The sequence below is a fragment of the Kitasatospora sp. NPDC058162 genome, assembly GCF_042884005.1.
In the GTDB taxonomy this organism is placed as follows: Bacteria; Actinomycetota; Actinomycetes; order Streptomycetales; family Streptomycetaceae; genus Kitasatospora.
In genome coordinates, this window is the sequence record NZ_JBHVUS010000042.1 from 53,369 (window position 1) to 79,097 (window position 25,729).

The 25,729-nt window shown below is 70.9% G+C and carries 27 protein-coding genes; 10 read left to right on the forward strand and 17 right to left on the reverse strand.

Translation table 11 applies throughout. The features are described from left to right. Positions 1–18 precede the first annotated feature (18 nt). Complete coding sequence (locus ACFVXG_RS40305; protein WP_030290974.1) at positions 19–693, reverse strand: response regulator transcription factor; 675 nt, start codon at positions 691–693, stop codon at positions 19–21. A gap of 329 nt (positions 694–1,022) precedes the next feature. Here ACFVXG_RS40305 and ACFVXG_RS40310 point away from each other — a divergent pair, with 329 nt between their 5' ends. Further along, positions 1,023–2,543 carry a peptide MFS transporter gene (locus tag ACFVXG_RS40310; RefSeq protein ID WP_387935256.1) on the forward strand — a complete coding sequence of 507 codons (1,521 nt, stop codon included), beginning with the start codon at positions 1,023–1,025 and terminating at the stop codon, positions 2,541–2,543. 110 nt (positions 2,544–2,653) lie between these two features. Then, positions 2,654–4,687: a prolyl oligopeptidase family serine peptidase gene (locus tag ACFVXG_RS40315; RefSeq protein ID WP_387935258.1), complete on the forward strand. Its 2,034-nt coding sequence runs from the start codon at positions 2,654–2,656 to the stop codon at positions 4,685–4,687. A 59-nt stretch (positions 4,688–4,746) separates the two neighbouring features. Here ACFVXG_RS40315 and ACFVXG_RS40320 read toward each other — a convergent pair whose 3' ends face one another. After that, positions 4,747–5,793, reverse strand: coding sequence for a hypothetical protein (locus tag ACFVXG_RS40320; RefSeq protein ID WP_387935260.1), 1,047 nt, complete (start codon positions 5,791–5,793; stop codon positions 4,747–4,749). Between the two features lie 384 nt (positions 5,794–6,177). Between ACFVXG_RS40320 and ACFVXG_RS40325 the strand changes: the two genes are divergently transcribed. After that, a complete protein-coding gene (locus ACFVXG_RS40325) occupies positions 6,178–6,744 on the forward strand; it encodes a hypothetical protein (RefSeq protein ID WP_387935262.1) in 567 nt (188 codons plus the stop codon). Between the two features lie 376 nt (positions 6,745–7,120). Further along, positions 7,121–7,684: a rhomboid family intramembrane serine protease gene (locus ACFVXG_RS40330; protein ID WP_387935264.1), complete on the forward strand. Its 564-nt coding sequence runs from the start codon at positions 7,121–7,123 to the stop codon at positions 7,682–7,684. A 114-nt stretch (positions 7,685–7,798) separates the two neighbouring features. Here the strand turns inward: ACFVXG_RS40330 and acpP are convergent, their stop codons facing one another. From acpP to ACFVXG_RS40350, 4 genes are all read right to left on the reverse strand, one after another. Further along, positions 7,799–8,038, reverse strand: a complete 240-nt coding sequence (gene acpP, locus ACFVXG_RS40335; RefSeq protein WP_387935266.1) for an acyl carrier protein — start codon at positions 8,036–8,038, stop codon at positions 7,799–7,801. 488 nt (positions 8,039–8,526) lie between these two features. After that, entirely contained in the window at positions 8,527–8,694 is a 168-nt protein-coding gene (locus ACFVXG_RS40340; RefSeq protein WP_387935268.1) for a hypothetical protein, read from the reverse strand. A 132-nt stretch (positions 8,695–8,826) separates the two neighbouring features. Beyond that, positions 8,827–10,005 carry a methyltransferase domain-containing protein gene (locus ACFVXG_RS40345; protein WP_387935270.1) on the reverse strand — a complete coding sequence of 393 codons (1,179 nt, stop codon included), beginning with the start codon at positions 10,003–10,005 and terminating at the stop codon, positions 8,827–8,829. Further along, positions 10,002–10,151: a hypothetical protein gene (locus tag ACFVXG_RS40350; RefSeq protein ID WP_207808876.1), complete on the reverse strand. Its 150-nt coding sequence runs from the start codon at positions 10,149–10,151 to the stop codon at positions 10,002–10,004. Before ACFVXG_RS40350 ends, ACFVXG_RS40345 begins: the two co-directional genes overlap by 4 nt. Before the next feature lie 491 nt (positions 10,152–10,642). Between ACFVXG_RS40350 and ACFVXG_RS40355 the strand changes: the two genes are divergently transcribed. Beyond that, complete coding sequence (locus ACFVXG_RS40355) at positions 10,643–11,491, forward strand: helix-turn-helix domain-containing protein (RefSeq protein ID WP_387935272.1); 849 nt, start codon at positions 10,643–10,645, stop codon at positions 11,489–11,491. Positions 11,492–11,565: 74 nt separating this feature from the next. On the opposite strand, the gene ACFVXG_RS40360 is transcribed toward ACFVXG_RS40355, so the two are convergent. Genes ACFVXG_RS40360 through ACFVXG_RS40370 form a run of 3 tightly spaced genes read right to left on the reverse strand, consistent with a single transcriptional unit; the run spans position 11,566 to position 12,295 of the window. After that, positions 11,566–11,688: a hypothetical protein gene (locus tag ACFVXG_RS40360; protein WP_387935274.1), complete on the reverse strand. Its 123-nt coding sequence runs from the start codon at positions 11,686–11,688 to the stop codon at positions 11,566–11,568. Further along, on the reverse strand, positions 11,685–11,936 hold the full coding sequence (locus ACFVXG_RS40365; protein WP_387935275.1) for a hypothetical protein: 252 nt from the start codon (positions 11,934–11,936) through the stop codon (positions 11,685–11,687). Before ACFVXG_RS40365 ends, ACFVXG_RS40360 begins: the two co-directional genes overlap by 4 nt. After that, a complete protein-coding gene (locus ACFVXG_RS40370) occupies positions 11,933–12,295 on the reverse strand; it encodes an ATP-binding protein (protein ID WP_387935277.1) in 363 nt (120 codons plus the stop codon). The genes ACFVXG_RS40365 and ACFVXG_RS40370 overlap by 4 nt, the downstream gene beginning before the upstream one ends. 284 nt (positions 12,296–12,579) lie before the next feature. Here ACFVXG_RS40370 and ACFVXG_RS40375 point away from each other — a divergent pair, with 284 nt between their 5' ends. From ACFVXG_RS40375 to ACFVXG_RS40385, 3 genes are all read left to right on the forward strand, one after another. Beyond that, positions 12,580–13,443, forward strand: a complete 864-nt coding sequence (locus ACFVXG_RS40375) for a helix-turn-helix domain-containing protein (protein WP_387935279.1) — start codon at positions 12,580–12,582, stop codon at positions 13,441–13,443. Continuing rightward, complete coding sequence (locus ACFVXG_RS40380) at positions 13,436–13,636, forward strand: DUF397 domain-containing protein (protein ID WP_387935281.1); 201 nt, start codon at positions 13,436–13,438, stop codon at positions 13,634–13,636. Before ACFVXG_RS40375 ends, ACFVXG_RS40380 begins: the two co-directional genes overlap by 8 nt. Positions 13,637–13,697: 61 nt before the next feature. Next, entirely contained in the window at positions 13,698–13,880 is a 183-nt protein-coding gene (locus ACFVXG_RS40385; protein WP_387935283.1) for a DUF397 domain-containing protein, read from the forward strand. 53 nt (positions 13,881–13,933) lie between these two features. Here the strand turns inward: ACFVXG_RS40385 and hutI are convergent, their stop codons facing one another. The 6 genes from hutI to ACFVXG_RS40415 all read right to left on the reverse strand — a co-directional run bounded on the left by hutI (position 13,934) and on the right by ACFVXG_RS40415 (position 20,832). After that, positions 13,934–15,109 (reverse strand): imidazolonepropionase, encoded by a 1,176-nt coding sequence (gene hutI, locus ACFVXG_RS40390; protein WP_387935285.1) that lies wholly within the window; start codon positions 15,107–15,109, stop codon positions 13,934–13,936. Positions 15,110–15,141: 32 nt separating this feature from the next. Then, the gene (locus ACFVXG_RS40395; protein WP_387935286.1) at positions 15,142–16,503 is read right to left on the reverse strand and encodes a formimidoylglutamate deiminase; all 1,362 of its coding nucleotides are present in this window, start codon (positions 16,501–16,503) and stop codon (positions 15,142–15,144) included. Next, complete coding sequence (locus ACFVXG_RS40400) at positions 16,494–17,675, reverse strand: allantoate amidohydrolase (protein WP_387935300.1); 1,182 nt, start codon at positions 17,673–17,675, stop codon at positions 16,494–16,496. Before ACFVXG_RS40400 ends, ACFVXG_RS40395 begins: the two co-directional genes overlap by 10 nt. A 17-nt stretch (positions 17,676–17,692) precedes the next feature. After that, positions 17,693–19,363, reverse strand: coding sequence for a urocanate hydratase (gene hutU / locus ACFVXG_RS40405; RefSeq protein ID WP_387935288.1), 1,671 nt, complete (start codon positions 19,361–19,363; stop codon positions 17,693–17,695). Between the two features lie 172 nt (positions 19,364–19,535). Further along, on the reverse strand, positions 19,536–19,856 hold the full coding sequence (locus tag ACFVXG_RS40410) for a hypothetical protein (RefSeq protein WP_387935290.1): 321 nt from the start codon (positions 19,854–19,856) through the stop codon (positions 19,536–19,538). Between the two features lie 106 nt (positions 19,857–19,962). Beyond that, positions 19,963–20,832, reverse strand: coding sequence for a MurR/RpiR family transcriptional regulator (locus tag ACFVXG_RS40415; RefSeq protein ID WP_387935292.1), 870 nt, complete (start codon positions 20,830–20,832; stop codon positions 19,963–19,965). Between the two features lie 218 nt (positions 20,833–21,050). On the opposite strand from ACFVXG_RS40415, the gene ACFVXG_RS40420 reads away from it, so the two are divergent. Next, a complete protein-coding gene (locus ACFVXG_RS40420) occupies positions 21,051–21,485 on the forward strand; it encodes a hypothetical protein (RefSeq protein WP_387935294.1) in 435 nt (144 codons plus the stop codon). A gap of 28 nt (positions 21,486–21,513) precedes the next feature. Here the strand turns inward: ACFVXG_RS40420 and hutH are convergent, their stop codons facing one another. Continuing rightward, entirely contained in the window at positions 21,514–23,091 is a 1,578-nt protein-coding gene (gene hutH / locus ACFVXG_RS40425) for a histidine ammonia-lyase (protein ID WP_387935301.1), read from the reverse strand. Between the two features lie 114 nt (positions 23,092–23,205). Further along, positions 23,206–24,402, reverse strand: coding sequence for a macrolide family glycosyltransferase (locus ACFVXG_RS40430; protein WP_387935296.1), 1,197 nt, complete (start codon positions 24,400–24,402; stop codon positions 23,206–23,208). A 97-nt stretch (positions 24,403–24,499) separates the two neighbouring features. Here ACFVXG_RS40430 and ACFVXG_RS40435 point away from each other — a divergent pair, with 97 nt between their 5' ends. Then, positions 24,500–25,108 (forward strand): TetR/AcrR family transcriptional regulator, encoded by a 609-nt coding sequence (locus tag ACFVXG_RS40435; protein ID WP_387935298.1) that lies wholly within the window; start codon positions 24,500–24,502, stop codon positions 25,106–25,108. Positions 25,109–25,729 lie beyond the last annotated feature (621 nt).

Here is a 25,729-nt window from a genome sequence, read left to right on the forward strand (position 1 = left end):
CACGATCTCCGTACGCGGCTAATTCTTCTCGAACCGGAAGCCCACCCCGCGCACGGTCGCGATGTAGCGCGGGTTGGCCGCGTCGTCACCGAGCTTCTTGCGGAGCCAGGAGATGTGCATGTCCAGGGTCTTGGTCGAGGTCCACCAGGTGGTGTCCCAGACCTGCCGCATGATCTCCTCGCGGGTGACCACCCGGCCGGCGTCGCGGACCAGGACGCGCAGGAGCTCGAACTCCTTGGCGGAGAGGGTCAGCTCCTCCTCGCCCAGCCAGGCGCGGTGCGACTCGATGTCGATCTTCACCCCGTGCGCGCCGGTGGTGAGCTGGTCGACGTTGCCGCGCCGGAGCAGGGCCCGGACGCGGGCGAGCAGTTCGGCGAGGCGGAAGGGCTTGGTGACGTAGTCGTCGGCACCGGCGTCCAGGCCGACCACGGTGTCCACCTCGTCGGCGCGGGCGGTGAGCACCAGGACGGGGCAGCTCTTGCCGTCGGCGCGCAGGCGGCGGCAGACCTCAAGGCCGTCCATCTCGGGCAGGCCGAGGTCGAGGACGACGAGGTCGACCTCCTCGGTGAGGCCGGCGGCGAGCGCGGTCGGGCCGTCCTCGCGGACGAGCACCTCATAGCCCTCGCGTCGCAGGGCCCGGGCGAGAGGTTCGGAGATCGCCGGATCGTCCTCGGCGAGCAGCACACAGGTCATGTGGTGATGGTAGTCGTCCCGGGTATGCCCGTACCCCCTGTGAGGTAGTTCACAGAGTGTGATCGTTATACAAGGGCCCGTTACGGCTCAACAAAGCGTTGCCGACCGGCCGTTCGGCGAAGAATCCCCACCTGGGTCTTAGAACCGAAGGAAGACACGCCCGTCTACCATGGATCGCTCGGGAAGATCTCTCACCAACTTTGTTATTAACCCGGCTGATTCGCAACGTTTGTCATCTGATAACGCCAAATATCGCCACGTAGAGTGGTTCCAGTCCACGTCCGCCGCCACCCCCCTAGCGGACGCTGTCAGGCAAGGAACGACTACACATGGCGTCTACCACCCGGGCCGCCGACCTCGCGTCGGCCTCCCCCAGCGGCAAGACCTTCCTCGGGCACCCCCGAGGCCTCGCCACGCTGTTCATGACCGAGATGTGGGAGCGGTTCTCCTACTACGGCATGCGCGCCCTGCTGATCTACTACCTGGTGTCCGGCGGTGCCGACGCGGCAGCCGGTAGCCAGGGCGGCGGCCTCGCGATGAAGGCGACGATGGCCACGGCCATCTACTCCGTCTACGTGTCCATGGTCTACCTCATGGCCTACCCCGGCGGCTGGTTCGGCGACCGGGTCTGGGGCGCCCGCAAGACCGTCACCGTCGCCGGTTTCGTGATCATGGCGGGCCACCTCGCACTGGCCGTCCCGGGCCAGGCGGCGTTCTTCGTCGGCCTGCTCCTGGTCGCGGTCGGCTCCGGGCTGCTCAAGGCCAACATCTCCACGATGGTCGGCCACCTGTACAACGGCCCGGAGGACCCGCGCCGCGACGGTGGTTTCACCGTCTTCTACATGAGCATCAACCTCGGCGCCTTCGCCGCCCCGTTCATCATCGGAACGGTCGGCAAGGAGTACAACTGGCACCTGGGCTTCGCGCTCGCCGCGGTCGGCATGGGCCTCGGCCTCACCCAGTTCCTCATGGGCACCCGCCACCTGAGCCCCAAGAGCAGCAAGGTCCCCAACCCGCTGCTGCCGGCGGAGCGCAAGAGCCTGCTGATCAAGGTCGGCGCCGTCCTCCTCGCGGGCGTCGTCTTCTACGGCGCCGTCGTCGCGCTGGGCGTCTACACCCTGAACTGGGCGCTCGTCCCGCTGACCGTCGCCGGTCTGCTCATCCCGGTCGCCGTGCTGGTCCGCATCAAGCGCGACAAGGACCTGGACACCGGCGAGCAGTCCAAGATGACCGCCTACATCTGGTTCTTCATCGCGGCCGCCGCGTTCTGGATGATCTACGACCAGGGCGGGTCCACCCTGTCCCTGTTCGCGGACAAGAGCACCGCCGACTCCGTGCTGGGCTTCGGCTTCTCGTCCACCTGGTACCAGTCGCTGAACCCGCTGTTCGTGATGGCGCTCGCGCCGGTCTTCGCCTGGCTGTGGCTGTGGCTGTCCCGCCGCAACAAGGAGCCCAACACCATCACGAAGTTCGCGATGGGTCTGGTCCTGATCGGCGCCTCGTTCTTCATCTTCATCGTCCCGATGAACATGGCGGGCGACGGCAAGGTCTCCCCGATGTGGCTCGTCTCGATCTACATGATCCAGACCATCGGCGAGCTGTGCCTCTCCCCGGTCGGCCTCTCGGTCACCACCAAGATGGCGCCGCAGAAGTACGCCTCCCAGATGATGGGCGTCTGGTTCCTCGCCGTCACCGCCGGTGACTGCCTGACCAGCCTCCTGTCGCTGGGCGGCGTCAACCTCGACGGCACCGGCATCATCGCCGCACAGGCCGCGCTGGCGTGCCTCGCGGGCTTCGCGGTCTACAGCTACCGCAAGCGCGTCCGGATGCTCATGGGCGACGTGCGCTGACGCCGCTCCGATGAGGCCCCGGGGCCGCCGTGGATTCCTGAGATCCGCGGCGGCCCCGGGCTTTTTTATTGCCTCGACGGGGTCGGGCCGGGTGTGCCTATGGTCCCGGCATGACGACTCTCCCCGGCATGACGGCCGACTCGCTGCCCCGCCAGCTGGCCCGCACCCGGCTCTTCAGCCTGGGCGTTCCGGCCCAGCCGGAGCTCTCCGCCGACGGCGCCACCGTGCTCTTCCTGCGCAGCCGGGGCGGCACCGACCCCGTCACCTGCCTCTGGGCGCTGGACACCGCGACCGGCGAGGAGCGGCTGGTCGCCGACCCGGCGGCGCTGGGCGCCTCCGAGGGCATCGCCTCGTACAGCACCGACGCCTCGGGCTCGCGGGCCGCCTTCGCGCTGGACGGCGCGCTGTGGCTGGCCGACATCCGCACGGGTTCGGTACGTGCGGTGGCCTCCGCCGGCTCGGTGGTCGGCCCGACGCTCGACCCGACCGGCCGCCGGATCGCCTACGTCAGCGGCGGCACCCTGCGGATGGTCTGCGCGGACGGTACGGGCGACCGCGTGCTCGCCGAGCCCGAGGCCGAGGACGTCTCGTACGGCCGGGCCGAGTACGTCGCCGCCAGGGAGATGTACCGCGACCGCGGGTACTGGTGGTCCCCCGACGGCACCGCGCTGCTGGTCGCCCGGGTCGACGAACGCGCCGTCGCCCGGTGGTTCCTCGCCGACCCCGCCGACCCCGGACAGCCCCCGCGCGCCGTCCGCTACCCGCTGGCCGGCACCGCCAACGCCGAGGTCACGCTCTGGCTGCTGGGCCTGGAAGGCCGCCGCACCCGCACGGAGGTGCGCTGGGACCGCGCCGCCTTCGAATACCTCACCGCCGCCGGCTGGGACGACCACGGGCCGTACGCCGCCGTGCAGAGCCGCGACCAGCGGACCGTCCGTACGGTGGCGATCGAGGCGGACGGCAGCACCCGGGTGCTCGCCGAGCGGGCCGACCCGCACTGGGTGGAGCTGCTCCCCGGCCTGCCGGTCCGGACGGCGGGCGGGGCGCTGGTCGACACCGCCGATCACGAGGACACCCGGCATCTCACCATCGACGGCAAGCCGGTCACCCCGGCCGGGCTGCACCTGCGGGGTGTGCTCGGCACGGACGGTGAGCGGGTGCTGTTCACGGCCTCCTCGGAACCCACTGAAACCCACCTGTGGTCGTACGAACCCAGCTCCGGCATACGGCAGTTGAGCAGCGGACCGGGCGTGCACGGCGGCGCCGAACGTGGCGGCACCCTGGTGCTCACCACCGGTGCCCGCACCACCGTTCTGCGGCCTGGTGGTCCGGCCCACCCGCTCACCTCGTACGCCGAGCAGCCCGTCGTCACCGCCCGCCCCGAGCTGCTCCGCCTCGGCCCGCGCGAACTGCGCGCCCACCTCTTCCTGCCCACCGGCCACCGGCCCGGGGGTGCCCCGCTGCCCGTGCTGCTCGACCCGTACGCGGGCCCGGCCCTGCAGAAGGTCACCACCTGCGGTGCTTGGTACGAGCAGGTCTCCCAGTGGTTCGCCGACCAGGGCTTCGCGGTGCTGGTGGTGGACGGCCGAGGCACCCCGGGGCGCGGGCCGCTGTGGGAGAAGACCATCTGGGGCGACAAGTCCGGGCCGGCGTTGGAGGACCAGATCGAGGGCCTGCACGAGACCGCCCGGCTGCGACCGGGGCTGCTCGACCTCGACCGGGTCGCCATCCGGGGCTGGTCCTACGGCGGCTTCCTCGCCGCGCTCGCCGTGCTGCGCCGCCCGGACGTCTTCCACGCCGCGTCCGCCGGGGCCGCGCCCACCGACCACCGGCTCTACGACACCCACTGGCAGGAACGATTCCTCGGCCACCCCGACGAGCACCCCGAGCACTACGAGTCCTGCGACCTCGTCAACATGGCGCCACACCTGAACCGCCCCCTTCTGCTGATTCAGGGCCTCGCCGACGACAACGTCTTCCCCGTCCACGCCCTGCGGCTCTCCAGTGCTCTGCTCGCCGCCGGCCGCCCCCACGAGGTGCTGCCGTTGCGCGGTGCCGGACACCGGCCGACCGACGAGGCGACGGTGGAGAACCTGCTCCGACACGAACTCGGCTTCCTGCAGCGCTCGTTGGGCGCGGAATGAGGGACGCCCCCTCGGGCCGGGGGACCCGAGGGGGCAGCAGGACGGCTTCGCGGAAGACGTCAGTTGAAGTAGTAGTTGTGGATGTTGTAGATGATGTTGTTCCGGTAGTAGTTGCCCCGGATGTCGTAGAAGTTGCCGCCCCGAATGGTCAAGCCGACACCGTCCGGCTCGGAGTCGACGCGCGGGGCCGACGGGCTGGCGACGTTGTTGCCGTTGGGCACGCCCTGGGGGATCGACGCATCGGCGGAGCTCGTCGAGATCTCAGCGGCCAGGACCTGGCCCGAGCTGGCCTGGCGCCAGACCAGGACCATCCGATCGTCGTGGTGGTTGTAGGCGACCGACGGGGCAGCGTTGGTGTAGGTGTTCCTGACCTGCTGCCAGTTGTTGTCCCACTGCCAGTACAGGAAGTTCAGGCCCTGGCGGTAGATCCGGTTGTCGGTGCCGCGGTGGACGACGGTCAGCCGGTTGTCGGGCGAGGTCGAAGCGCCGGCCCCGGACTCCGTGCGGGCGCCGCCCGGCAGTTCGGTCCAGGAAGTGAAGTTCCGGCGGCTCCCCATGGTGGCGTGGTAGATCCGCTCGTTGGCGCCGACCACGATGAAGTGCAGCAGGTCCGGGGAGGCCGCGACCGCCGGGCTCAGGGTCGCGCGGCCGGCCGAACCGGAGCCGCCGATGTTCTGGGTGCTGAACTGGATGGGCCGATTCCAGTACCAGCGCCGGTGGTTGGTCTCACCGGGGTTGGCGAGGTTCTGGCCCCAGAGGTCGCCGTTCTGGCCGGTGTGCCAGATCCAGAGCTCGCCGCGGAACACGGTGATCGAGGGTGCGGCGTACGTGACGCCACCGATGTGGTTGAAGTCGCCGTTGTCGACGTTGAACCAGAGGTTGTTGTCCTCGCCGCGGATCACCTCGACGTTGCTCCCCGCGTAGAACGCCATCGCCGGGGAGTCGGGGGTGCTGCCGTTGTGGTTCGTCTCCTGCCAGGGCGTGACCGCACCGGCCGGTGCCGAGGCGGCGAAGACGGCGGCCAGCGCGGCGAAGAGGACGGTCACCGCGGCGACGAACCCGGAGGCTCGGCGGCGGTGCGGCGGGGTACGGGGTGGTGCGGTCATGTCTGCTGCTGCCCTTCTGGTCCGCGAGCCCGGTGCTGACGTGCGGGCTCCGGAGCGGTGACGACGTGGTACGGCTCGATTCCGACGCCGAACCCGCCCGGGACGTGACCCCCGGCGGACGCGGAACCGCCCGACCCAGAGGCTGTCAGCGCAGCAGGCCCCGCCACATCGGTCATCTGACTTAACGCCCGGCGCACGCGCTGCCGGGGGGACGATGAATCTCGGCGCCCCTGCACCAGTAGCTCCGAGGAGTTCATCCAACCGTCGACACCGCGCGGGATCGGGTGAACAGCCAGGCCGGCCCCCACACTTCTGACGAGACCTGCTTCTACACGGTCCCGCTCCCCGCCTCGCCGCCATGGGCGGGCGACCTTGGAGGAACACGTGGCTTCACAGATCACTGTCGTCATCGCTGCAGCCACCACCACCGCTGTCAGCCTGCTCGGCTTCGTGATTCAGGACCAGCTCGCGCGACGCTCTCGGCGTGAACGTCGAAAGATGCTGTTCGAGGACGCATCGCGGCAGGTGGCCTTCGCGACGGAGTGGTGGAAGGCGATGGAGCTGGTCAGTCCGCAACCTGACGAACTGGCCGAGGCCAAGGCAAGGAGTCTCGCCTGGCTGGACGAGGCCTCGACACTGCGCGCCGGGGCCAGGCAACTGACTGTTGCCGAGCGACCTCACCTGCCTCTGAGCAGAGTGCTGCTGATCTATCGCTTCGAGAGTCGGCCCGCGAAAGTCATCCGGCTCTGCTTCTACCTCGCTCTGGCCTGGACCATCCTTTCCGTGTTTACCATCCCCTCCGACCGCGGCACCAGTTACTTCGTCTCCGACTTCGGCGTGCTGGCGATGTACATCGTGCTGGTCCTGCTGCTGCGCGCCTGGGCGGTCACGGTCGAGAAACGGCATCCGGGCCCGGTCCGGAACCCGGCTGCTCCGGGGTCGGACTCCTGACGCTCACCCGCGGCCGACGTCGGCCCCGAAGGCGGGTGGCAACCGCTGCGCGTGCGGCTTGGGTCGCTCATTCCGGCTTGCTGATCTTGGGTGTTGTGACGACTGTCATGGGCGGCTGGTGATCATCGGGCCTGGCGTGTGGCGGCGCGCGGTTGCCAGGATGGGCCGCGTTGACGGGGTGAGCTGCCCCGAGGTGGTCTCACGGGGGTAGGCAATGTCGCCGCATGAAATCGGGTTGTACGCGAGCGCTGCCGTGGTGGTCAGTGTGGGAGTGCGGACACTGGTGCTGGCCGGCCCGGCGAGTGGCTCCGGGGCCGGTGGCCCCGCGGGTGGTGGCGCCAAGCCGGGTGAAGTGCTGGCAGTGGTCCGTGCGGCGTTGGCGCGGCGCCCTTGGGTCACCCTCGCGCTGTTCGCGGTGATGGCGGTGATGGCCGTGGTGCAGTACGCGGTACCGTCCGTCGTCGGCGATCTGATGCGGCAACCGGGCGCCCTGTCGGACGGGCAGTGGTGGCGAGCCGGGAGCGCGCTGCTGGTTCAGTCCTCGGGCATCACGCAGATCGCGTTCAACCTGCCGGCCCTGCTCGTGATCGGCGCCGTCACCGAGGCCGCGCTCGGGTGGTGGCGGACCCTGGTCGTCTTCCTCGTCGGCGGCGTCCTGGCGCACGTGGTCAGCCTGGCCGGCTGGTCGACACAGGGCGGCGGCGACTCAGTGGCCATCTGCGCCCTGCTGGGCGCCCTGGCCGTCAGCTGCCTGCTGGGCGGGAGCCAGCCGCGCCGGCCGTTCCAGGAGACCTGGTACGTGCTCCTGATCCCTGCCGCGGGAATGCTGCTGTGCCTCCTGCAGAACAACCACGGCGCAGGCCTGGTGGCAGGCTGCCTGCTCGGCCTCGCCCTCGCACCCCGTCCCGGGCACCCGCTCGCACGGTCGGCTGCCGCCTAGCCGGATGCCTACGGCACTGCGGCGGTCGTTGGGCGCGAACTGAGCAGAGACACACCTGAACGCGCAGGAAGTCGGCCCGGCCGACTTCCTGCGCCGGCACCCGAACACGGCTGGTCAGGCCCGCAGAATCGCGGTGACGGTGTCGACGGCGTTCTGGACCGTGTGGATCCCCGAGGCCAACTCGTCGGAGATCTCGATGTCGAACTCCTTCTCCAACGCGATGTGGACCTCGACGATGTCCAGGGAGGCAGCCCCCAGATCCTCGACGAGCCTGGCACTGCCGACCGCGTCGGCCTCGGGGACCTCCAACTGCTTGCTGACGGTCTTCCTCACGCGCTCATCGATGGTGGACAAGCCGGGGCCTCCCTGGATCGGCCTTCGTCGGGTCGGATGGATCCTGGTCCCGACAAACCCGGTTGAAACACCGCACACCCGGGCGACGTTCGCTGATGCCTGTTCGACGAACCGTCCAGGCCACTACCGCGCCCGCCTGGCCGGCAATCGACCGGTTGCCCCACATCGTCACCGGGAACGATCGGCTGAGTGAGTCGCCCGGTCCGGGTACACCTCATGAATGCGCAGGAAGTCGGCCGAGCCGACTTCCTGCGCCGGACAGGACCGGGTGAGCGGCCGGCCGAGGGTCAATGCGGCCGACGGCTGATCAGCTGTCGGTGCGATTCCTACACTCCCTCGGGAAGTTCGTCCGGCGAGAACCACCGGGCCCCCAGGATGTCGAACTAGGCGATCTTGACCGGTCCACTGACGTAGCAGCACCCGCCCGGACGCCGCTTCGCCCCGCTGGACACATCCAGCGGGGCGAAGTGCTGCCAGGGCCCCGGACGTCATCCGAAGGGCAGGACTTGGGTACTGCCACCGGCCAAGACGTGCCCGTACTCGCTCCCGCCGTCGAGCGGGCGGTAGTTGAGCACCGGATCACCGGCCCGCACGAGGGCGGTCGCACAACCGAGGCACCAAGGCTGCGGCGGCCGCACGTCGAGATCCTCGATCACCGCAGGAGCAGAGCACTGCGTACAGTCCGCCATCGGGTTCTCCAGTTACTTGTGATGGTCTCTTGCAACACCTGAACACACAGGAAGTCGGCCCGGCCGACTTCCTGCGCGAGGCAACCGGACCGGCGGACGTCAGCCTCGGAGCGGGACCGGGTTCTCCGGACTGTCCAGCCACACGGTGTGGCCCTCGGGGCCGACCGTGAGGCCGAAGCGGTCGAAGCCGGGGCGGCCCTGGTCGTCCCACCAGCGCCAGGCGGCCTCCACCTCGTCCCAGAGGTTGCGGGGGCCGGACTGGTACACCTCGTACTCGGTGCGGCCCCGCTGGTAGTCGGCGGAGGCCCACGATCGGGTGTCCCGGCTGTAGAGCCAGAGGGTGTAGGCGCCGTCGTCGTAGCGCTCGGCTCGCCAGAAGGCGCCGGGGACGGCCGCGCCGATGACGAACTGCTCGAACCATCCGCCGGTGTCCGGCGGGGCCAGGGTGGTGGTGGTTCTCACCCCGTCGGCGGGCCATTCCTGCCCGTGCAGGTAGTCCTCGAAGGGCGCCCGGTCGGTGCGCTGTTGTCGCAGCCGCATGAACGCCGAGCTCCGGGTGAATCGGCCGCTCGCGCTGGTGCCGTCGGCGTCGACGGTCAGCCGGACGATCTGCTCACCGCCGTACTCGGTGCCGAACGGCGCCACGATGATTCCGCCGGGCGCGGACTGGGCCAGCCATGCCGCCGGGATCTCCAGCAGCGAGCAGGTGGCGATGATTCGGTCGTAGGGAGCGCCGTCCGGCCAGCCGTGGCGTCCGTCGCCTTCGACGACGGTCGGCGCGAGTCCGGCCAGGTCCAGGTTCGTGCGGGCGCCTCGGGCGACGTCGGGGTCGTACTCGACGGTCACCACGTTGGGGCTGCCCAGGCGGTGGGCCAGCAGGCCTGCGTTCCAGCCGGTGCCGGCGCCGATCTCCAGCACCCGGTCGCCGGGGCGCACGTCAAGGTCCTGGAGCATCGAGAACACCATCGTGGGCATGGAGTTGGACGAGGTCGGGGTCGTACCGAGTCCGTCTCCGGCGTGCTCCCCGTCGTCCCACTGCGTGGTCAGCGGGATGTCGGAGTAGACCGCTCGCCGCCATGCGCCAGGGTCCTGCGACCGGTACACCACGGGGTTCTGCCGGGTGCCGTCCGCAATGCCCGGCCAGATCCGGTCCGGGACGAACAGCTCGCGGGGAACGGCCCGGAAGGAGGGAAGCCAGTCCGAGGTCAGTGCGCCGCCGGCCACCAGCGCGGAGGCGAGCCCCTGGGGGCCCGCCTCCTTGTGCGTCTCGCTGGTCACTTGCCGCCGCCACCCGCCGGGGACGAGCCGTCGGAGGTGTTGCCACCCTCGTCGGACCCGCCGCCGCCGTGTCCGGCGCCCTTGTTGCTGTCGTCCTGCTGCCCGCCGCCCTTGCCGTCGCCGGACCCGCCGCCGCGCTTGCCCATGTTCTTCCCTTTCCGTCGTCGGTCTGGCCGAGGTGGATCCCTCTGCCATTCGCCTTACCGGCACAGGCGACGTTACGGAGGGTGAGGTGCCAGTCTCTACGAACTTGCATGAGCTTGCACGCCAACTACTGTCCCAGGTAGCCATATTGAACGCCTATCGCCTGCGCGAGGAGCTTGTGCAAACCCGAGCAAGCTCCAGAGCAGCGAACCGACCGTGGCCGTAGAGTTTCGTTGACGTCGGTTCCGACACGAGCCGGGACCACTGCCCCACCATGTGGTGGACCCAGTAGCGCAGGAATTCCTCTTTCGGTCCCCGACAAGGTCGACGGTGCGCTGATCCGGATGCACCACTACCCCAGAGACCGCGTCCTGGCCGAGGACGAGATCACGGCATACCGCCACGCCGTGAGCCTGTGACCTGCTGCGCTTGGCAATCCAGACGGGATTGCTCCCACACCACCCCGTTTCGAGATCCGACGAAGGCCAGCTCTATGACTCTGCGCCCCTCTCCGAAGGTTCAGAAGGCTCGCGAAGCCCTCGCCGGTCGGCTGAGCGAGATCAGGAAGGACGCGGGGATCAGCGGGCGCGAGCTGGCAGTCAGGTGCGGCTGGTCGGAATCGAAGTCCTCCCGGATCGAGAACGCCAAGACCCCTCCCTCCGACGCAGACATCATGGCGTGGTGCCGAGCCTGCGGCGCCGGCGATCAAGTCCTTGACCTGATCGCTGCCAACAGGCCGCCCGACGACGCTCACGCGCAGTGGAAGCGACTCCAGCGGAGCTGGCTGCGTCGTCTACAGGAGTCCACGGGGGACCTGTACCAACAGACCAGGTTGTTCAGGGTCTACGTCTCCGACGTGATTCCCGGGTTCCTCCAAACGTCTCGATACGCCGCCGCCCTGCTGTCGTCCATCGCAGACTTTCGGGGAACCCCGAACGACGTGAGTGACGCCGTGGCGGCCCGCATGAAGCGCAACACGGTGCTGAGCAACGGCGCACGGCGGTTCTCGTTCGTGCTGGAGGAGTCCGTGCTGCGGTACCGCGTATGCGGCGCCGAGGCCATGGCGGCACAACTGGGCCACCTGCTCGGAGTCATGGATCTTCCGAACGTCGCCGTCGGCATCATCCCGTTCGCGACACGACGGACCGTATGGCCCATGCCGACCTTCACGATCTTCGATGCCACCAGGGTCCACGCGGACACACTGGATGCCGCCTCGACGCTTACAGAGCCCAGCCAGGTCGATCTGTATGCCCGCGCCTTCGAGCGGCTCTCACAGGGGGCCGCACGAGGCGCTGCAGCGCGTTCCCTGGTTGCGGGTGCTTTGGCCTACCTGGATTGATACTTCCCGCATCTCGGCTGACAGCCGGGCCCCGGAGGCCCTCGCCCAGGGCGGGCGAGGGCCTTCCGCACGGTTCAGCGCTGGTCGTCGTATTCCTCGGGGGGCTGGATCTTGAGAGTGGTGATGACGCCGAGGGCGACCGTGGTGATGGCGAGGGCGAGGAGGGCGAGGAGGATCGCGCCGATGAAGAAGTTCACCGGTGCCAGGCCTCGTCGCGCTCCAGGTCGCGGAGCAGGTGGAGGAGGTTGAGGAGAGTACTCACGGGCGCGTTGCCGAAGTCGATCAGGATGCGGCCGTCGAGGGTGGTCTCGCCGGGCGAGGCGGAGCCCCAGAGGAGCCCGTGCGGGAGGCCGCGTCGGTGCAACTCGCCCAGGAGGGTGGTGATCTGGGGTTCGGTGTAGTCGCGCATGCGGGGGTCGTCCGGGGCGATGGGATCGCGGGTCACGAGGCGGCGTCCAGCTCGTACCAGGTGGTCTTGCCGCGCTTCTGGGGGTCGACGCCCCAGCGGTGGGTGAGGCCTTCGACGAGCTGGAGGCCGCGGCCGGTCTCGGCGAGGCCGGTGGGGGTGCGGGGCTGCGGGAGGGCGTCGCTCTCGTCGGAGACGGTGACGCGGAGGGTGGGGCCGAGGATGGAGAACCAGACGACGGGCGCGGGGGTGGCGCCGTGCCGCCAGGCGTTGACGATCAGCTCGCAGAGGGCGAGTTCGGCGTCGAAGATCGCGTCGGCGTCGAAGCCGTTGCGGGTCATGGCGTCCCGCAGGGCCTGCCGGGAGAGGGTGAGCGAGGGGGTGTTACGGGTGCACACGGGAACCTCCACGAGGGAAAAGGGGTGAAGGAACGACGGTCGTCGCCGTGAGCCAGGCCGGGGCGGCGGCTGCTCTGCGGCGCGCGAGGGCAGTAGGCGCCTACTGCCTTACATGCAGGCATTACTGACGATCCGTCGGATCGAGCTGAGAACGACGATAACTCAGATCCATGAGAAAATTTCCATGGGATCCAGATATTCCCTCGATCGTGGCTGTCAGCCTCAGATGGACCCATGTCGGGCCAGCGCGGCAGACTTGGACCACCCTCGCCCCGGAAGGAACCATGGCTCGTACGAACCCCACACTCCGTCAGCGCAGGTTGGGAACAGAACTGCGGAGGATGCGAGAGCAGGTAGGTCTCGGCGGCAGCCAGCTCGGCAGAGCGGTCGGCATGAATCCGGCCCAGGTGACGCAGATGGAGTCGGGGAAGATCGGCATCAGCGTGGAGCGGTTGCACACGATCGCCTCAACGTGCATGTGCTCCAACCAGCCACTGATCGACGCGCTCGCCGACATCATCACGGAGCGAGGCAAGCCCGGGTGGTGGGAGGAGTATCGGGAGACTCTGGCAACAGACTTCCTCAACGTCGCCGAACTGGAGGGTCACGCTCGCAGGCTCTCGACTTACGGGACTACGTTCGTCCCCGGCCTGCTCCAGACCGGCGCCTACTCGGCAGCATTGTTCGCTCAGGCCTACCCGCCGCCGCTGCGTCACGAGGTCGATCTCAAGACGGCCTTTCGCATGCAGCGACAGCGCGTCATCCGATCTGGAGCGACTCCGTACACCGCCTTCATCCACGAGGCGGCCCTGCGTATGCAGTTCAGTGATCTGAAGGTCAACGTCGAGCAGATCGAAGCGCTCCTCGCCGACTCAGAACAGCCCAGCATCTCGGTCCGAGTCGTACCGTTCGCTGCTGGCGCTGTCCCGAGCCCCTGCGAGAACTTCACCTACGCCGAAGGACCCATAACGGACCTGGACTCTGCACAGATGGACACAGGCCATGGCATCCAGCTCTTCGAAAGCCCCGCCCACCTCACGAGGTTCCGCGCCCTCCTTGCCATGATGGACTCCACGGCGCTCTCCGAGGAGAAGTCACGGGACCTCCTGCAGTCGATCAAGGAAGAATTGGCAGGTCAGCATGTCTAGCTCCGCATGGCAGAAGTCCAGCTACTCGGGCGCAAGCGACAACTGCGTCGAGGTGCGTTCCATCGACGGTTTGCTCGAAGTACGCGAGTCCGACCAGGGCGACGTCATTGTCCGCACCACTCGCCGCAGCCTCGCCGACTTCCTCCAAAGCGCCAAGGCCGGCGAGTTCGACCACCTCGTCGTCGGCGCCTGAGCGAATCGTTCCGGCGGCCTCTTGCTCCCCGCAAGAGGCCGCCGGTGGCTAGCCTGACTTCATGACTAACTCTGCCTGGCAGAAGTCCAGCTTCAGCGAAGGAAGCAACAACTGCGTCGAACTGCGCGCACTTGACGGGCTGGTCGAACTCCGCGAGTCCGACGACGCGGACGTCATCATCCGCACCACCCGCCGCAGCCTCACCGACCTCCTCCAAGGCGCCAAGGCCGGCGAGTTCGACTAGCGAAGAGCCCCCGCGCCCGCCACCCCGGGGGCGCGGGGGCCGTCTACGGTCCCCTAGACCTCGCGAACGCCCGCGCGCCAGACCGCCGCCGTCAGCGGCACGCCCGGGCGGTACGCCAGGTGGACGTGCGAGGGTGCGTCCAGCAGCAGCAGATCCGCCCGCGCACCCACCGCGATCACCCCGACATCCGTCCGCCGCAGCGCGTGCGCGCCACCGGCCGTGGCCGCCCAGACCGCCTCGTCCGGCGTCATCCCCATCTCCCGCACCGCCACGGCAACACAGAACGCCATCGAACTCGTAAAGCTCGACCCCGGGTTGCAGTCCGTGGACAGCGCCACCACCGCCCCCGCGTCCAACAGCCGCCGCCCGCTCGGGTACTCGGCCCTCGTCGAGAACTCCGCCCCCGGCAGCAGCGTCGCGACCGTCGCCGACCCCGCCAGCGCCGCCACGTCCTCGTCCGTCAGGTGCGTGCAGTGATCAGCCGACGCAGCCCCCAGCTCCACCGCCAACTGCACGCCCGGCCCGTACGTGAGCTGGTTGGCGTGCACCCTCGGCGTGAGGCCCTTCTCGATGCCCGCCGTGAGCACAGCCCGCGCCTGATCCCCGTCGAATGCGCCCTTCTCGCAGAACACGTCCACCCAACGGGCGTGCGGCGCACAGGCGTCCAGCATCTCCCCCGTGACCAGCTCCACGTACCCCGCCGGGTCCTCGGCGTACTCGGGGGCCACGATGTGCGCCCCCAAGTACGTGGTCTCCGGAGTATGGGCCGCAGCGATCCGCAGCGCCCGCGCCTCGTCCTCGACCGTCAGCCCGTAGCCGGACTTGCACTCGATGGTGGTGGTCCCCTGCCGCAGCGCCTCCCGGACGAACCCGGCCAGGTTGGCCTCCAGCTCGGCGTCCGAAGCCGCCCGCGTAGCCGCCACCGTCGTCCGGATGCCACCCGCCGAGTACGCCTGCCCGGACATCCGGGCGTTGAACTCGGCGGTCCGGTCCCCCGCGAACACCAGGTGGGCGTGCGAGTCGACGAAGCCTGGCAGCAGCGCTCGCCCCTCCGCGTCGAAGCGCTCGTCCGCCGCCGGGGCCTGGGCGGCCGGGCCGACCCAGGCAACGGTGCCTCCGTCGATCACCACGGCCGCGTCGCTCAGCAGGCCGAGCGGCCCGGTGCCGTGCCCGGGGTCGTTGGTGACCAGGCTGCCGATGCCCGTGATCAAGGTGGTCCTGGTGCTCAAGGCAACGCCTTCCTAAGGGAGTTGAAACGGGCTCAGTAGTCCAGCGCGCCGATGGCAGCCCGCAGCGCCCCCGGCACGTCGGCCACCAGCTGGTGCACGCCGTCCCGGACGACGTGCCGCCCGCCGACCACCAGGTGCCGGACGTCCGCCGCCGAGGCCGCGAAGACCGCGATCTCGGCACCCAGCCGCGCAGGCGGCCCGGCCGTCCGTACCGAGTCCAGCGCGATCGCCGTGAAGTCGGCGAGCGCCCCGGCCTCGATCCGCCCGGCCTCGGGCCAGCCGAGCGAGGCGTGCCCGTCCTCGCCGCCGGCCCGCAGCAGCGCGTTCGCCGTCCAGTGGCCGCGCGTCCGGGTCCGCAGCCGCTCGTCCAGCTCCAGCGCCCGGGCCTCCTCCCACGGGTCGATCACCGCGTGGCTGTCGCTGCCCAGGGAGATCGGGCTGCCCGCCGAGGCGAGTCGGCGGGCCGGGCCGATGCCGTCGGCGAGGTCCCGCTCGGTGGTGGGGCACATGCAGACGGTCGTCCCCGAGTCCGCCAGGAGCTTGACGTCCTCGTCGGTGAGGTGGGTGGCGTGCACGGCCGAGGTGCGCGGGCCGAGCGCGCCGTGGTCGGCGAGCAGCCGGGTCGGGGTGACGCCGTGCGCGGCGAGGCAGGCCTCGTTCTCGGCGGTCTGCTCGGACAGGTGGACGTGCAGCGGCGCCTTGCGCATCGCCGACCAGTGCGCGACGGTGCCCAACTGCTCGGCCGGGACGGCCCGGACGGAGTGGATGGCGGCGCCGATCCGGGCGTGCTCGCGCGGCTTGAGCGCATCCGCCCGTACCGCCCACGCCTCGGCGTCGCCGTCGCTGAACCGCAGCTGCGGGTGGGTCGGCTCGGCGCCGAAACCGGACGACAGGTAGCAGGTGTCCAGCAGGGTGATCCGGATACCGGCCCGGGCGGCCGCCTCGATCAGCGCCTCGCCCATCGCGTTGGGGTCGGTGTAGCGGGCGCCGCCGGGCGCGTGGTGCAGGTAGTGGAACTCCCCGACGGCGCTGACCCCGGCGAGCGCCATCTCGGCGTAGACGGCGGTGGCGAGCGCCAGGTAGCTGTCCGGGTCGAGCGCGCCGGCGAACCGGTACATGGTGTCGCGCCAGGTCCAGAAGGTCCCGGAGCCGACCTGGACGTGCCCGCGCAGCGCCCGGTGGAAGGCGTGCGAGTGAGCATTGGCCTGGCCGGGCAGCAGCAGCCCGTCGAGCCGGACGGCACCGGGCGGGCAGGGCCCGCTGTCCGGCTCCACCCGAGCGATCCGCCCGTCGCCGCCGACCACGATCAGCACGTCCGGCTCGACCACCGGCCCGTTGTGGTGCGGCAGCCAGGCGTGCTCCGCCCAGTAGCTGACCGAAGGGGTCACTGACACGCCAGGTCCTCCAGTACGTCGGCGAGGGCGGCGACCCCGGTCAGGCAGTCGGCCAGCTCGGCGTGCTCGTCCGGGGAGTGCGACACCCCGGTGGGGTTGCGCACGAACAGCATGGCGGTCGGGATCGCGGACGCCAGGATCCCGGCGTCGTGTCCCGCGCCGGTCCCCAGCACCGGGGCGTCGAGCAGCTTGGCGAGCCGGTCGCGCAGCGGGCCGTCGAAGTCCACCACCGGGGTGTACGACTCGCGGGTCAGCTCGACCCGGACGCCGTCACGCTCGCCGCGCTCGGCGGCGGCCCGCTCGATCTCGCCGACCAGCTCGGTCAGGGTCCGCTCGTCGGCGGCCCGGGAGTCCAGCCAGCCGCGCACCAGCGAGGCGATCGCGTTGGTGCCGTTCGGCTCCACCGCGACCTTGCCGAAGGTGGCCAGCGCGCCCGCCAGCTTCGCCTTCTTGCGGGCGGCGAGCACCGTGTTGGCGTACGTCAGCATCGGGTCGCGGCGGTCCTCGATCCGGGTGGTGCCGGCGTGGTTGGCCTCGCCGTGGAAGTCGAAGCGCCAGCGGCCGTGCGGCCAGATCGCGCCCGCCACGCCGACCGGCTGCCCCTCGGCGAGGTAGCGGCCCTGCTCGACGTGGAGTTCGACGAAAGCGCCGATCCGGGCGAGCCGCTCCTCGTCCGCGCCGAGCGCGGTCGGGTCGTAGCCGGCCTTCTCCATCGCGTCGGGCAGCCGCACGCCGTCACCGTCGCGCAGCCCGTACGCGGCCTCACGGGAGAGCACCCCGGAGGTCAGCCGGGAGCCGATGCAGGCCACGCCGAACCGGGCGCCCTCCTCGTCACCGAAGTTGACGATCGCCAGCGGCTTGCTGAACTCCGCTCCCCTGCCGCGCAGTTCGTCCAGCGCGGCGAAGGAGGAGACCACCCCGAGCGGGCCGTCGTAGGCGCCGCCGTCCGGGACGGAGTCCAGGTGCGAGCCGGTGACGACCGCCCCTTCGCCCTGCGGATCGCCCAGCCAGGCCCACTGGTTGCCGTTGCGGTCCAGCTCGTACGTCAGGCCGCGGTCGCGGGCCTGCTGCTCGAACCAGGCGCGGCACTCGGCGTCGGCGGAGTTCCAGGCGAAGCGGCGGTAGCCGCCGGACGCGGCGGAGCGGCCCACGGGGAGCAGCTCCGCCCACATCTCTTCGAAAGAAGCCGTCACAGCTCACCCATCGGAACGCGCACCCCACGCTCGTCCGCCACCTCGACCGCCCGGTCGTACCCGGCGTCCACGTGCCGGATGACGCCCATGCCCGGGTCGTTGGTGAGCACCCGGCGGATCTTCTCGCCCGCCAGCGCCGTACCGTCGGCCACGGTGACCTGGCCGGCGTGGATCGAGCGGCCGATGCCGACGCCGCCGCCGTGGTGGATGGACACCCAGGAGGCGCCGGAGGCCACGTTGACCATCGCGTTGAGCAGCGGCCAGTCGGCGATCGCGTCGGAGCCGTCCAGCATCGCCTCGGTCTCGCGGTACGGGGAGGCCACCGAGCCGCAGTCCAGGTGGTCGCGGCCGATCACGATCGGCGCGGACAGCTCGCCGGAGGCGACCATGTCGTTGAAGCGCTCGCCGGCCTTGTCGCGCTCGCCGTAGCCGAGCCAGCAGATGCGCGCGGGCAGGCCCTGGAAGTGCACCTTCTCCTGGGCCAGCTTGATCCAGCGGGCCAGCGACTCGTTCTCCGGGAAGAGGTCGAGGACGGCCTTGTCGGTCTTGTAGATGTCCTGCGGGTCGCCGGACAGCGCGGCCCAGCGGAACGGGCCCTTGCCCTCGCAGAACAGCGGGCGGATGTACGCCGGGACGAAGCCGGGGAAGGCGAAGGCGCGGTCGTAGCCGGCCAGCTGGGCCTCGCCGCGGATCGAGTTGCCGTAGTCGAAGACCTCGGCGCCGCGGTCCAGGAAGCCGACCATGGCCTCGACGTGCCGGGCCATCGACTCGCGCGAGCGGGTGGTGAACTCGGCGGGCTTGGCGGCCGCGTAGTCCGCCATGTCGTCGAAGGCGACGCCGACCGGCAGGTAGCTCAGCGGGTCGTGGGCGCTGGTCTGGTCGGTGACGATGTCGATCGGCGCGTCCATCGCGAGCAGCTGCGGGAAGAGCTCGGCGGCGTTGCCCAGCAGGCCGATGGAGAGCGGCTGCTTCTTGTCGCGGGCCTCCACGGCGAGCTGGAGCGCGTGGTCGAGGTTCTTGGCCTCGACGTCCAGGTAGCGGTGCTCGATCCGGCGGGAGATCCGGGACGGGTCGCAGTCGATGCAGATCGCCACGCCGCCGTTCATGGTGACGGCCAGCGGCTGGGCGCCGCCCATCCCGCCGAGGCCGGCGGTGAGGGTGATGGTGCCCTCGAGGGTGCCGTTGAAGCGCTTGTTGGCGACGGCGGCGAAGGTCTCGTAGGTGCCCTGGAGGATGCCCTGGGTGCCGATGTAGATCCAGGAGCCGGCGGTCATCTGGCCGTACATGGTGAGCCCGAGGCTCTCCAGCCGGCGGAACTCCTCCCAGTTGGCCCAGTCGCCGACCAGGTTGGAGTTGGCGATGAGCACGCGCGGCGCCCACTCGTGGGTCTGCATGACGCCGACCGGCCGCCCGGACTGGACCAGCATGGTCTCGTCCTGCTTGAGCCCCTGCAGCGTCTTCACCATGGCGTCGTAGGAGCGCCAGTCCCGCGCCGCCTTGCCGGTGCCGCCGTACACCACCAGCTTCGACGGGTGCTCGGCCACCTCGGGGTCGAGGTTGTTCATCAGCATCCGCAGGGCAGCCTCCTGCTGCCACCCCTGCGTCGTGAGCCCCGTCCCGCGCGCCGCACGCACCTCGCGCGGCCCGCTCGCCTGCTGCTGCACCATGTCCCGGCCTCCCTGCGGATGGATTCATTCAAGTCCTGCTCGGCTGAATATAACTAAACAACCGACTTTCGACCAGACCTGGACCAATCCGATCAGCCATGGCCCGAACCCGCCCCCAGGCACGCCGAAGGGCCCGCCCGGCATGGGCCGGTACGGGCTGGAGCGGGCGGCCTCACGCCGCGGCGTCGCCGTCCCAGTCGATGCCGATCTCGGCGAGCCAGCGGCGGTCGGCGGCGTCGGGGGCGGGCGGGGTGGGTGGGCGGGGGATGTTCTGGACGGGGCCGAGGCCGTACTTCTCGGCGGCCGCGGTGGCGTGGGCGTCGGGTTCGATGACGCCGACGTGGACGGCGGACTCGTCACCCGGGTCGAGGACGGTCAGTTCGGGTTCGGGCAGGCGCCGCAGGGTGACGCGGCGTCCGCAGGCGGGGCAGGACCATTCGTCGGCACCCGAGGCCAGGCGGGCGACGAACTTCATCTCGTGGATCACGCGCATGGGCGGCACCCCCTGCACTAGGGGATGCCCGGCTTCGTGACGAGTAGTCCTTCGGCCGTTATTCCGCACCGTTCCTACTCCAAGCCGCGCCTACTCCAAGCTGTGTCTACTCCAAGAACAGGCCCCGCGCCGCCGCCGACTGCTCGATCGCCTCCAACCTGGCCTCCGCGCCCGGGAGTTCGTCGCACATGCTCTGCAGCAGCACCCGGCCGAGCATCATCGGCGCGCAGGCGGTGTCGAAGACCAGCCCGGTGCCGACGGCGGCCGGCAGCATCAGGTCGGAGAGCTTGGCGACCGGCGAGAAGACGCTGTCGGCGACGGTGAGCACGGTCAGCCCGCACTCCCGGGCGACCACCAGGGCGTCCATCAACTCCCGCGGGTAGCGCGGCAGCGCGAAGCAGAGCAGCGCGGTGGCGCCCGCCGCGGTGGCCTGTTCCAGCCGGTCGGCGAGCATGCTGCCGCCCTCGTCCAGCAGCCGGATGTCCGGGTGCACCTTGGCCGCGAAGTACGCGAAGCCGCGGGCCTGCGCCGAGGCGGCCCGCAGGCCGAGCACCGGCAGCGGGCGGGAGGCGGCGAGCAGCCGGGCGGCCCGGGTGATCGGTTCGGGGTCGGCCAGCAGTTCGGCGAGGTGGCGCAGGTGGGCGATCTCGGCGAGGACGGCCTGCTGGTGCTCGTTGCGCACCGCGTCGTCCGGGGTCTCGGGCGCGGCGGGCTCGCCGGCGCCGAGTTCGCGCAGCTGCTTGCGCAGCGCCGGGTAGCCGTCGTACCCGAGGGCGACGGCGAAGCGGGTGACGGAGGGCTGGCTGACCCCGGCGAGTTCGGCGACCTCGACGCTGGACAGGAACGGGGCCTCGTTGGCGTGCCGGACGAGCGAGTGGGCGATCCGCCGCTGGGTGGGGGTCAGCCGGTGCCCCTCGAACAGCTGGAGCAACCGGGCGGAGGGGCCGACGCTGCCGGCCTCGTCGGTGGCGGTCATCAGCTGGTACCTCCGGATGCGTGCGGTTCGGACGACGACTGTGCAGCAGTGCGGCGCCGCTGGCAAAGACGTCTCGTACGACGGGACGCTTCCTGAGACGTCCCGCGCTTCGGCCGCCGCCCCGCGGCCTCGGGGTAACCCTGATTTCTCCCTGAGCCCGCCCGGATTCCCCCCGCGAACGGATGGACCGGGCGTCGCGGCGGGCCCACGCTACTGCCATGGACACTCGCCAGGACGAACTGCGACGCGACCTCGACGCCACCCTCCAGGCCCGCAAGGAGCTCGGCAAGGAGTACGAGGACGCGCTCCTCGACTCCTTCATGAAGCGCCTCGACGCGCGCCTGGACGCCCGGGTGGAGCGCTCGGTGGCCGCGCGGCTGGACGACTACGAGCCGTCCCACCACCGGGACCGGCACCACGGCCGCCCCCACCGCGGCTGGGCCCCCGGCCGGTCCGGCAACAAGCTGGCGGTGGTCTCGCTGGCCCTGGGCATCCCGCTGACCGCGATCGCGAGCAACCCCACCGGCGGCGGCTTCTTCGGCCTGCTGGCCTGCTGGGCGGGCATCGTCGGGGTCAACTTCGCCGCTGCCCTGGGCAACCGCCGCGACCGCGACGAGCGGAACGACCGCCGGTCGCGGGACGACTGGGACTGAGCCCCGGCCGTCCCGCACCGCCACCACCTCAGGCCAGCGGCCCGGTGACCCGCTCCACCGCCCGCACCAGGTCCCCGGAGGCGACCAGCGCGGCGGCGGCCTCCAGGTCCGGCGAGAGGAAGCGGTCCCGGCCCGCGCCGCCGACCCCCGCCTCGCGGGCGGCGGCCATCGCGGCCGCGGTGGCCGGGGCGATCCGGCCGGCCGAGTCGGCCTGCTGACGGATCTCCAGCGCGCGGGCCGAGGCGGTCAGCTCGACGGCGAGGATCCGGCCGAGGTTGTCGACGGCCTGGCGCAGCTTGCGGGCGGCCGACCAGCCCATCGACACGTGGTCCTCCTGCATCGCGGAGGACGGGATCGAGTCGACGGAGGCCGGGACGGCGAGCCGCTTGTTCTCGCTGACCAGCGCCGCCTGGGTGTACTGGGCGATCATCAGGCCGGAGTCCACGCCCGGGTCGTCGGCCAGGAAGGCCGGCAGGCCGTGCGAGCGGGCCTTGTCGAGCAGCCGGTCGGTGCGGCGCTCGGAGATCGAGCCGAGGTCGGCGGCGGCGATGGCGAGGAAGTCCAGCACGTAGGCGACCGGCGCGCCGTGGAAGTTGCCGTTGGACTCCACCCGGCCGTCCGGCAGCACCACCGGGTTGTCGACCGAGGCGGCGAGCTCGCGCGAGGCGACCAGCTGGGCGTGCGCCAGGGTGTCCCGGCCGGCCCCGGCGACCTGCGGGGCGCAGCGGATCGAGTAGGCGTCCTGGACCCGCGGCGCGTCGTCCTGGTGGTGGCCGGTGAGGCCGGAGTCCTTGAGCACGGCGAGCATGTTGGCGGCGCTGAGCGCCTGGCCCGGGTGCGGGCGGATCGGGGCGTGCAGCTCGGGGGCGAGCACCTTGTCGGTGCCGAGCAGCGCCTCCAGGGTCATCGCGGCGGTGATGTCGGCGGTGGTGAACAGCCGCTGGAGGTCGGCGATGGCCATCACCAGCATGCCGAGCATGCCGTCGGTGCCGTTGATGAGGGCCAGGCCCTCCTTCTCCAGCAGCTCGACCGGCTCGATCCCGGCGGCGGCCAGCAGTTCGGCGGCGGGCTTCTCCACGCCGTCCGGGCCGGTGGCCACGCCCTCGCCCATCAGCACCAGGGCGCAGTGCGACAGCGGCGCGAGGTCGCCGGAGCAGCCGAGCGAGCCGAACTCCCGCACGACCGGGGTGATGCCCGCGTTGAGCAGGGCGGCCATGGTCTGGGCGACCAGCGGACGGACCCCGGTACGGCCGGAGGCCAGCGTCTTCATCCGCAGGAACACCAGCGCCCGGACCACCTCGCGCTCGACGACGGGGCCCATGCCCGCGGCGTGCGAGCGCACCAGCGAGCGCTGCAGCTGGGCGCGCAGCTCGGGGCTGATGTGCCGGACGGCGAGGGCGCCGAAGCCGGTCGACACACCGTAGACGGGGCGCGGTTCGGCCGCGAGGGCGTCGATCCGGGCGCGGGCGGCCGCCATCTCGGCGAGCGCGTCGGGGCCGATCTCGACCCGGGCGTTGCCCCGGGCGACGGCCAGTACGTCCTCCGCACTGACGTCGGCCTTGCCGACCTGGACCAGCGGAGCGTCGGGGGCCACAGCACTGTGCATATCCATATACACAATCACACCAGGTGAATGAAGATATGACAACAGCTGCTCGCCATCCGGATTCTCCGCCGTCCGGATCCCGACCGCACCCCAGGGGTCACGACCCCCCGCGCCCTACCCCCTCACCTCCGCCTCGATCAGGTCCGCCGCCCGCACGGTGCCACCCTCCGCCCGACCCGCAGCAGCCAGCCCCGCCAGCCGTTCACCCACCCCCACATCCCCGACCAACTCCAACAACGCCCCCCGCAACGCCTCCGCCGTAGCCGCCCCCGCATCCACCCGACGAGCAACACCGAGCCCCACCAACGCATCCGCATTGGCGAACTGATCAACGGCCTGCGGCACCGCGATCATCGGCACGGCGTGGAACAACCCCTCACTGGAGCCGCCCATCCCCGCATGGGTGACGAAGGCGTCCGCCTGGGCGAGCACCGACAGCTGCGGCACCCACCGGTGCACCTCCACCGTGTCCGGCACCTCCCCCAACTCCGCCAGGTCGGTGTGCCGGCCGACCTGCAGCACGGTGTGCCAGCCCGGCAGGTCGCCGAAGGCCTCGACACACGCCCGGTAGAACGCGGGCTGGTCGGTGTAAGCCGAACCCAGCGAGACCAGCAGCACCTTCTCGGCGCCCGCCGGGCGCCGCCACTCACCCTGGTGGGCACGGTCACCGAAGCAGGGCCCGACAAAGCTCACCCGCCGCTCGTCCACCCGGTCCGCGTTGGGCTGCATGGCGCGCGGGATCAGCGCGATCGCCCGCTCCGGGCGGGCCTTGAAGGCGTCGACATCCCGCTGCACCGCCCCGGCCCCGGCCAGCCACTCGGCGAACCGGCGGTAGTGCTCGGGACCGCCGGGCGCCGAGCGGACCGCCTCGAAGATCTCCGGGAAGTCCTCCTCGAAGCCCTCCCAGCCGACGTAGGTGGGCGACAACTGCACCACCGGCACGCCCAGCCGCTCGCCGAGCGCCCGACCGGCGTAGCCCGCGATGTCGCAGAGCACCAGGTCCGGGCGGTCCCCGGCCTCGCCGAAGTGCTCCAGCAGGACGGGCCACATCGCCAGCGCGTCGTCCAGGAACAGCTCCTGGAGCCCCACCGGGTCCGCCGGCCAGCTGGCCGGGTCCTCGGCGAACCGCAGCGCCGACTCGTACGGGACGAAGGCGGCGCCGGTGGACTCGACGGTCTCCCGGAAGGAAGCGCCGTTGACGTAACTGACCCGGTGCCCCCGGGCGACCAGCTCGGCGACCACGGCCAGGCTGGGATTGACGTGCCCGTGAGCCGGGATCGAGACCATCAGTACGTGAGCGCGGCGGGTCATGCACACCTCCAAGAAAACAAGACGAGACGGATCGTCTCGCCATCCATCACGACAAGACGATACGTCTCGTCGCGCCTCCGCGCATAGAATTTCCGGCATGGCCCCCAGAACCGCCCCCGACCCCGCCCGACGCAACGAACGCTCGCGCTCCGCCGTCCTCACCGCCGCCTACGAGCTCGTCTCCGAGGTCGGCTTCGGCAAGCTCACCATCGAGGCGATCGCCGCCCGGGCCGGCGTCGGCAAACAGACCATCTACCGCTGGTGGCCCTCCAAGGGCGCGGTCGTCTTCGACGCCTTCCTCAACGTCAACGGGCACGCGGGCCACTTCGCCCTCCCCGACACCGGCGACCTCGCCGCCGACCTCAAGCTCGTCCTACGGGGCAGCACCGACGACCTCGCCGACCCCGCGCTCGACCGCACCTACCGCGCCCTCAGCGCCGAGGTCCTCAACGACCCGGCCGTCCAGGCCGAGTACCGCACCCGGCTGCTCGACCCGCTGCTGGACGTCACCCGCGACCGGCTGCGCAGCGCCCGCACCGCCGGCGCCCTCCCCCCGGACACCGACCTCGACTTCGCCGTCGAGCTCCTCTACGGCCCGCTGTACTACCGCTGGATGCACCAGCTCGGCCCGCTCACCCACGAGCACGCCGACCGCCTGGTCGACGCCGCCCTACGAGCCCTCAACCCGCCTGCCGCCGACGCCTGACCGCGAACACCAACAACACCACCAGAACCAGAACCAGAACCACCGTCACAGCCACCCACCCGAACACCGCATCAAGCACCCGCCCGGCCACACTGCGCCGCACCTTCCGCTTGTGCCGCGAAACGGAGTGCGCGGACTGGTCGGTGATCTGGTGCGCCCTCAACCCGGTCCGCACCGGCGCCGTCCGCACCACCGCCGGCCCACTCGCCCCCGCCGACACCCCCGGACGCCCCACCGCCGCCGCCGGACCAGCCACCGCCACCCCGCCCCCGAGCACCAACACCCCGGCCACCGCCGTGCCCACCAGCCGCCTACCCACTACCGACCCCGCCTTCCCCCGATCCACCCCGCCACCTTCCCACCACCCCTCCCACCCCCGGCACCCCCACCCCCCGACCGCGACCCACCCGCGACCCCCCAGTCACCAAACCGGCACATCACCAAGGCCGCACGGGCAAACCCCCCAGCCCACCAACCCACCCACCCCCACCACCCCCCTCCCCTCCCTGACCCAGGCGAGAGGGATGCGCTGCGGGAGGGGGCGGTGGAGGGGGTGGGTGCGGAGAGGGGCGTGACGGGTGATTTTCAGACCGCCAACGGTCTCAACCCCCCTCGATGAGG

What these genes read in the sequence shown, in the direction of transcription:
- hutH (WP_387935301.1), bottom strand. Translation starts at nt 23,091, where the DNA reads ATGCACAGTGCTGTGGCCCCCGACGCTCCGCTGGTCCAGGTCGGCAAG.
- ACFVXG_RS40375 (WP_387935279.1), top strand. Translation starts at nt 12,580, where the DNA reads ATGGCTCGTACGAACCCCACACTCCGTCAGCGCAGGTTGGGAACAGAA.
- ACFVXG_RS40350 (WP_207808876.1), bottom strand. Translation starts at nt 10,151, where the DNA reads ATGGGCAAGCGCGGCGGCGGGTCCGGCGACGGCAAGGGCGGCGGGCAG.
- ACFVXG_RS40385 (WP_387935283.1), top strand. Translation starts at nt 13,698, where the DNA reads ATGACTAACTCTGCCTGGCAGAAGTCCAGCTTCAGCGAAGGAAGCAAC.
- ACFVXG_RS40400 (WP_387935300.1), bottom strand. Translation starts at nt 17,675, where the DNA reads ATGTGGGCGGAGCTGCTCCCCGTGGGCCGCTCCGCCGCGTCCGGCGGC.
- ACFVXG_RS40310 (WP_387935256.1), top strand. Translation starts at nt 1,023, where the DNA reads ATGGCGTCTACCACCCGGGCCGCCGACCTCGCGTCGGCCTCCCCCAGC.
- ACFVXG_RS40355 (WP_387935272.1), top strand. Translation starts at nt 10,643, where the DNA reads ATGACTCTGCGCCCCTCTCCGAAGGTTCAGAAGGCTCGCGAAGCCCTC.
- ACFVXG_RS40380 (WP_387935281.1), top strand. Translation starts at nt 13,436, where the DNA reads ATGTCTAGCTCCGCATGGCAGAAGTCCAGCTACTCGGGCGCAAGCGAC.
- ACFVXG_RS40415 (WP_387935292.1), bottom strand. Translation starts at nt 20,832, where the DNA reads ATGACCGCCACCGACGAGGCCGGCAGCGTCGGCCCCTCCGCCCGGTTG.
- ACFVXG_RS40430 (WP_387935296.1), bottom strand. Translation starts at nt 24,402, where the DNA reads ATGACCCGCCGCGCTCACGTACTGATGGTCTCGATCCCGGCTCACGGG.
- ACFVXG_RS40420 (WP_387935294.1), top strand. Translation starts at nt 21,051, where the DNA reads ATGGACACTCGCCAGGACGAACTGCGACGCGACCTCGACGCCACCCTC.
- hutU (WP_387935288.1), bottom strand. Translation starts at nt 19,363, where the DNA reads ATGGTGCAGCAGCAGGCGAGCGGGCCGCGCGAGGTGCGTGCGGCGCGC.
- ACFVXG_RS40305 (WP_030290974.1), bottom strand. Translation starts at nt 693, where the DNA reads ATGACCTGTGTGCTGCTCGCCGAGGACGATCCGGCGATCTCCGAACCT.
- ACFVXG_RS40410 (WP_387935290.1), bottom strand. Translation starts at nt 19,856, where the DNA reads ATGCGCGTGATCCACGAGATGAAGTTCGTCGCCCGCCTGGCCTCGGGT.
- ACFVXG_RS40435 (WP_387935298.1), top strand. Translation starts at nt 24,500, where the DNA reads ATGGCCCCCAGAACCGCCCCCGACCCCGCCCGACGCAACGAACGCTCG.
- ACFVXG_RS40320 (WP_387935260.1), bottom strand. Translation starts at nt 5,793, where the DNA reads ATGACCGCACCACCCCGTACCCCGCCGCACCGCCGCCGAGCCTCCGGG.
- ACFVXG_RS40315 (WP_387935258.1), top strand. Translation starts at nt 2,654, where the DNA reads ATGACGACTCTCCCCGGCATGACGGCCGACTCGCTGCCCCGCCAGCTG.